Annotated in this window: 7 protein-coding genes; all 7 read left to right on the top strand. The window is 72.4% G+C overall.

The features are described 5' to 3' along the window. The first annotated feature begins 108 nt into the window (after positions 1-108). Positions 109-1,467 carry an AMP-binding protein gene (locus tag ABT106_RS30460; RefSeq protein ID WP_351283867.1) on the top strand — a complete coding sequence of 453 codons (1,359 nt, stop codon included), beginning with the start codon at positions 109-111 and terminating at the stop codon, positions 1,465-1,467. Then, a complete protein-coding gene (locus ABT106_RS30455) occupies positions 1,464-2,450 on the top strand; it encodes a thioesterase II family protein (protein WP_351283865.1) in 987 nt (328 codons plus the stop codon). The genes ABT106_RS30460 and ABT106_RS30455 overlap by 4 nt, the downstream gene beginning before the upstream one ends. Positions 2,451-2,743: 293 nt before the next feature. Then, on the top strand, positions 2,744-3,673 hold the full coding sequence (locus tag ABT106_RS30450; RefSeq protein WP_351283862.1) for a DMT family transporter: 930 nt from the start codon (positions 2,744-2,746) through the stop codon (positions 3,671-3,673). Positions 3,674-3,802: 129 nt separating this feature from the next. Further along, complete coding sequence (locus ABT106_RS30445) at positions 3,803-3,964, top strand: carbohydrate-binding protein (protein WP_267719608.1); 162 nt, start codon at positions 3,803-3,805, stop codon at positions 3,962-3,964. A gap of 355 nt (positions 3,965-4,319) precedes the next feature. After that, entirely contained in the window at positions 4,320-5,153 is an 834-nt protein-coding gene (locus tag ABT106_RS30440; RefSeq protein WP_351283858.1) for a hypothetical protein, read from the top strand. Between the two features lie 53 nt (positions 5,154-5,206). Continuing rightward, a complete protein-coding gene (locus tag ABT106_RS30435; protein ID WP_351283870.1) occupies positions 5,207-5,407 on the top strand; it encodes a DUF8839 family protein in 201 nt (66 codons plus the stop codon). Between the two features lie 391 nt (positions 5,408-5,798). Next, complete coding sequence (locus ABT106_RS30430) at positions 5,799-6,086, top strand: hypothetical protein (protein ID WP_351283855.1); 288 nt, start codon at positions 5,799-5,801, stop codon at positions 6,084-6,086. Positions 6,087-6,420: the final 334 nt, after the last annotated feature.

Here is a 6,420-nt window from a genome sequence, read left to right as displayed (position 1 = left end):
CACCGCGGATTCGCCGATCCGCGGTGAGGTGTGTGTGCGGGGCGGCCGCATCGTCCCCGTAGGCTGTGGCCGCAGACTTTTCGCTGTCTCGTCAGGGGAGTTGCCGCCATGCTGACCGCCCTCACCGGTGTCTACGGGGATCGCGCGGACGCCGTCACTGTCGCCGGCCGTTCGGCCTCGTACGAGCAACTGCTGGGCGCGGCCCAAGGGGTGGCTGCCGACGTGGCCGGAGCCCGGGCGGTGGCGGTGAGCGCGACACCGTCGCTGGAGACGGTCGCCGCCGTCGTGGGCGCACTGCTGGCGGGGGTGCCCGTCGTCCCGCTGGCGCCCGACGCCGGACCGGCCGAGCGCGAGCACATCCTGCGGGACTCCGGTGCGGTGATGGTCGTGGCGGACTTCGCCCGGCGCGGCACCGAAGGGCCACAGAAGACCTCCGTACCCGTGTCCGGGGAGCCTGCACTGATCCTGTACACCTCGGGGACGACCGGCCCGCCCAAGGGCGTCGTGCTGAGCGGCGCGGCGATCGCGGCGGACCTGGACGCGCTGGCCGACGCCTGGCAGTGGAGCGCCGAGGACACCTTGGTGCACGGCCTGCCGCTCTTCCACGTACACGGGCTGGTCCTGGGCGTACTCGGTGCCCTGCGCACGGGCAGCCGCCTGGTGCACACGGGCCGTCCCACCCCTGAGGCGTACGCGCGGGCGGGCGGCAGCCTGTACTTCGGCGTGCCCACCGTGTGGTCGCGCATCGCCGCCGAACCGGACGCGGCGGCCGCACTGACCGGAGCGCGGCTCCTGGTCTCGGGCAGCGCCGCGCTCCCCGCCCCCGTGTTCCGCGGCCTGGAGGCCCTCACCGGGCACCGGCCGGTGGAGCGGTACGGGATGACCGAGACGCTGATCACCGTCAGCGGCCGCGCGGGCGGCGAAGTACGGCCCGGCACGGTCGGCACCCCGCTCCCGGGGATCCGGACCCGCGTCGCGGCCGAGCCGGGAGCGGAGATCGGGGAACTCCAGCTGACCGGCCCCACCCTGTTCTCGGGCTACCTGGGCCGCCCCGACGCGACGGCCGCCGCCTACACCGAGGACGGCTGGTTCCGCACGGGTGACATCGCGGCCGTCGACGAGGCGGACGGCGTCCACCGGATCGTGGGCCGGGCCTCCGTCGACATGATCAAGTCGGGTGGGTACCGGATCGGCGCGGGCGAGGTCGAGAACGCCCTGCTGGACCACCCCCGGGTGAGCGAGGCCGCCGTGGTCGGCGCCCCGGACCCCGACCTGGGCCAGCGGATCGTGGCCTTCGTCGTCGCCGAAGGGGTCACGGGCGCGGAGCTCACCGACTTCGTCGCGGCGCACCTGTCGGTACACAAACGGCCGCGCGAGGTCCGGTTCATCACCGCCGTGCCGCGCAACGCCATGGGCAAGCCGCAGAAGAAGCGGCTGCTGACGGACGAGTTCGAGGAGCGGACATGACCACCGCGCACACCACCGCCGAGGGCGCCGGCCGCCCGGGGCCGGCGCCCGACCCGTGGCTCCGCCGGTTCCACCCCGCACCGCCGGGACCCGCTCCCCGGCTGGTGCTCCTGCCGCACGCGGGGGGCAATGCCTCGTACTACTTCCCCTTCTCGCAGGCGCTGTCCGTGTACGCCGATGTGCTGACGGTCCAGTACCCGGGCCGCCAGGACCGGTTCGCCGAGCCGGTCCCGGGGAGCATCGGGGCCATGGTGGAAGGGGTCCACCAGGCGCTCCGGCCGTGGATGGACGGCCCGCTGGTGCTCTTCGGGCACAGCATGGGCGCTCTGGTGGCGTTCGAGCTGGCCCGCCGGCTGGAGGCGGAAGCCGAGGCCGGGGCGGAGGCCGGGGCCGGTTCCCCGGCCGGGGCCGGTTCCCCGGCCGGGGCCGGACCCCTGCGCGGGCTGATCGTCTCCGGGCGGCGCTCCCCGCTGCTGCGGCGGGCCGAGGACGCCTGCCCGCCGGACGACGACGCCCTCCTGGCGCAACTCGGCTCGCTGGCGGGCACCGACCCCCGGCTCCTGGCCGACGACGGGTTCAAGGAGCTGATCCTGCCGGCCCTGCGCGGGGACTACCGGGCAGTCGACGAGTACCGCTGCGCACCGGGGCCGGCGCTGCGCGTTCCGGTGAGCGTGCTGTGCGGCGAACAGGACCCGCGGGTGAGCGTGCCCGAGGCGATGGCCTGGCGGGAACTGGCGGCGGGGGCGTTCACGTTCCGAGGCTTCCCGGGCGGGCACTTCTACCTGGCCGAGCGCCAGGACGTGGTGGTCCGGGCCGTGCGCGAGGACCTGGCCTCGTTCGGGGCCGCTGCCGCGGGACCTGTTTCCGCTCCCGCGGTTTCATCCGCGACTGCTTCCACGGCTTCCGTGGCTTCCACGGCTTCCGTGGTTTCCCCGGCTTCGTCCGCCGGGGCAGCCGGGGCCGGAGGGACGGGGCCCGGGTAGCCGGACGGCCCGGCGGTGGTGGCGCCGTCGCGCGCACGTCCCGAGCGTACGGCCGCCACGCCCTGGAGGGCGACGGGGCCGGGCGTGCCGGGGCGGGGCCCGTCTTCCGTAGCGCGGGCCTGTCTTCCGCAGCCTGGGCCCGTCTTCCGTAACCGGGTGACGGGCCCAGGCCACCCCGCTCGGCCGCAGGCCGCACCCCGTATCCCGGGCCCGCGCGGCCACCGTTCGCGAGATGTTCCGCGCGGTGGAAACCGTGTGGGCAACCAGTCGGTGGCGTGGGTACGTTGACCCGCATGGATCAAACGGTTGGTGACCCCAGAACCGATCACCGCGCCCTGCTGGCGGCCGGCCTCACCGTCGTGCTGTGGGCTTCCGCGTTCGTCTCCATCCGTGCCGCCGCGGCCCACTACGACCCGGGGGCCCTCGCCCTGGGGCGTCTGCTGACGGCCTCGGTCGCGCTCGCGCTCGTCCTCGCGGTCAAGCGGGTTCCCTTTCCGCCCCGGCAGGCGTGGCCCGGAATTCTCACCTCCGGCGTCCTTTGGTTCGGCCTCTACATGGTGGCCCTCAACTGGGGCGAGCAGGAGGTCGACGCCGGCACCGCCGCCATGATCGTGAACATCGGTCCCATCGTGATCGCCCTGCTCGGCGGCTGGCTCCTGAAGGAGGGCTTCCCGCGCATGCTGCTGCTGGGCATGACGGTCTCCTTCGCGGGGGCGGTGGTGGTGGGCCTGTCGACCTCCCGGGGCGGCGCCTCGTCCCTGCTCGGCGTCCTGCTCTGTCTGGTCGCCGCCCTCACCTACGGCGCGGGCGTCGTCTCACAGAAGCCGGCCCTGAGGTATGCGAGCCCGATCCAGGTGACCACCTACGGATGCTTCGTCGGCACCGTGGTCACCCTCCCCTTCGCCGGTCAGCTCTTCGCCCAGCTGCCCCACGCCCCGCTGACGGCCACCCTCAACATGATCTATCTGGGTCTCTTTCCCACCGCCCTGGCCTTCACGACCTGGACCTACGCCCTCTCCCGGACCACCGCCGGGAAGATGGGCGCCACCACCTACGCCGTACCGGCCGTCGTCGTCCTCATCGCCTGGATCGCCCTGGACGAGGTCCCCGGCTGGCTGACACTGCTCGGCGGCGCGATCTGCCTGGCAGGTGTCGCCGTCTCCCGCCACCGTCCCGTCCGTCCCACCCCGGCCGGAGCCGGGAAGGCCCCCACCGCGACCTGACATCCGCCGCACACACGTGCAGGGGGGCGCCGGCCCCGGTACGGACAGGGCCGGGACGGCGACCCGCTCGGATGATGCGAAGATTCGAGGGGGACGGCAGCGAGCCGGCCCGGCGAAAGGTGTCTCCACATGGCCGCAGGATTCTCGGAATGGAAAGTCAATCGGCAGTACGAGGAGAACGACCGCGTCGTCCACCTCGGCCAGCAGTACCGCTGTCTGGCGACACACAAGTCCAACTCCGCGAGCAACCCGAAGACGACCGTCAAACTGTGGCGTAAGTACACCGGCTGAGACCGTCGCCGCGCCCCGCCCTCCGCGCCTCGCGTTTCGTACGCCGTACGCCGTACGCCGTACCCTGCGCGCTCCATCCTCCCGGATCCGGAACCCCCCCGGGGGGGCCAGGTGCACGGCACGGCCGGGAGGGCCGCGAACGAACTCCGGTCGCCGTGTTCGCGTCATCCCTTGGGCGCACGTACGGCGCCGCGTCGCGTTCCTGGGGGCCGAGCCCGTGGAGCGTCCGGGAAGCTGGGTGCCCCTTCGGGACCGGGAACCCGTCACGGCAGACGAGGTGAGCCGTTCCCGTTCGAGAACGGAGTGGTCTTGCGCCCGCCGTCGCCCCCTCACCCCCGCGGCCGTCGACGCCCCGATGCCCCTGTCAGCGGGCGCCACACTCGCCGAAGCGACCAGCGACCAGACCAGCGGGCCGCCCGGACCCCGGCCCCTGACCCGGCAGAGCGAGACCGTGGTCAGCGGAGACACCCCTGCCACCTCGGCCGAGGTCACGCTCTACCAGGCGGGCAAGGGGGAGGAATCCGCCCCGCGCCGCCTCGGCCGGGCCCGTAGTGACGGTGCGGGGCGGTCCCGCGTCGCGCACCGGCGCCCCGCCGATCCGTCTGCCGTGCTCTACCTGACGGTGGACTCGGGCCGTCCGGCGGCGCACCGTACGGGCGCACCCGACGCCCTCCCGGTCCGCCTGGTCACCGCGCTCGGCGCCCCCGGGGGCGCCGAGGTCAACGCGCGCACCACCGTGGCGGCCGGTTTCGCGCTGGCACAGTTCACCGAGCGGGCGCAGGTGTTGTCCGACCCCCACCCGGGGCTGCAGAACGCAGCCGCGGTCTCCCACCACCCGGCCGACATCGGCACGGGAAAGATCGCGAAGGTCCTCGTCGCCGCGCCGAACGGCCACCAGACCTCCGCCCCGCGCACCTTCATCAGCCTGGCCGACATCCTGGCGGGCTGCACCGCGGGATACCTTCCAGGCCGCCGCGGACATCGTCCGCGCCCTTGGCGACGACGTCCGGGCGTACGACACATGATGTGGGTGCCGTGGGTGCTGCCCGTGCGGGCGGTCAGGTCGGGCCGCGGTCGGTCATGTACGGGTCCAGACCAGATCCTTGCGTGGCATCCCCTCCCCGGGCCCGGCCCGGCCCCACCGTTGTCTTGTCCGTCCTGGGTTGCTGAGGCTTCGGTGGGGTGTTGAGGGATGCCGGGCTGTTCGCGGGGTATAGGCGTGAAACGTGGCGGACGGCACGGATGTTGGAGGTGGCTGAGGTGTCTGGTGTGAGGGTACTGGAGTGCTTTCCGGCGGGTGGGCCGCGAGGGAGCTGGCCGGCGGAGGAGTTCGCGGCTCAGCATCGTGCGCAGGGTGTGGTGGCGAGTGTGGTGATGGACCTGGAGCGGGACGCGTTCCTGGTGGTGGTACCGGAGGGGGAGCTCTCGCCGGCCGCAGCGTAAACACCCTTGGCGCCGCTTGCGTTGATCTCCCGTGGACGGGTGATGGCCGCTCAGTTCATCGAGGCGGAGAAGCAAGCAGGTGACAGCGCGGGCCAGGCGGGTGAGCTGACTGGCGGACCCGTCATGATCAGGAACTGGCCGTGCCGTTCGGTAGGGTCTGCGCACCGTCGGGGGTGGGGGTGCCTCTATGTTCTTCGTCAAGCGTGTGGTCAGGCTTGGCCCGAGGGTCGATCTTCTTCGCAAGGCATGAGACTGTCTGGTCGTGCCAGAGATGATGGGTGGGTTCGAGTCGGCCTTGGCTGCGGCGTCGTCTCGTTCGTGGACGCAACGTGCTCGCGCTGGGCGTGACCTTGCTTCCTTCGCTGACGTTGCTGAAGCTGCGGAAGTGCTGGTGGGGCTGCTGCTGGATGTCGAGGACACTGCGGTGACGCGACAGACAGCAGAGGCCCTGGCCCGCATGGGGACGGCGGCCGCGGTGAGGCTGATCGCTCTCGCGGTTGTCGAGGCTGACGACAACCAGGCCGACTGGCTGCAGACGGGGGTGCATGACGCGCTTATGGGACCGGACGGCGTGCCGGACGTCGCTGCGGCCTGCGGGAAGCTCGCCCGGGACGAGGAAGAAACGGTCCGGCGGGGTACCGCGGAGATCTCGGCGTGGACAGACGGCACAAGGTGTTGACCGGAACAGACCTGCCCATGGGCTGGTTCGGGCAGCCGCCGCTTGGGGGAGGCGGGGCTCGTAGAACGTGCCGTCGCGGAGCATGGCGAACTGCACGCTGATGCGTTGGCGGGCGAGCCGCAGGCTTCATGTGCCGGTGGTTTTGTGTTTCGGCTGTGGGGGGTTGGTAGACCTGCCTCGCTTTTGCTCGGCTTGTGGCTGGTGCGGGTATCGGACTTGCCGCTTGCGGTTGGCGGTTGGCGGTTGGCGGTTGTGGGGTGTGGTGGGGCGGTGTTCTGGTCGAGTTCCTTTTGGTCGTTCCTTGGAGTGATTTCCCTGCTTCGCGTGGTGCGGG

The organism is Streptomyces sp. NPDC002044 (genome assembly GCF_040296725.1).
GTDB lineage: Bacteria > Actinomycetota > Actinomycetes > Streptomycetales > Streptomycetaceae > Streptomyces > Streptomyces antarcticus.
Note: the sequence above shows the minus strand (reverse complement) of the source record. Positions and strands in the feature narration are given on the sequence as shown.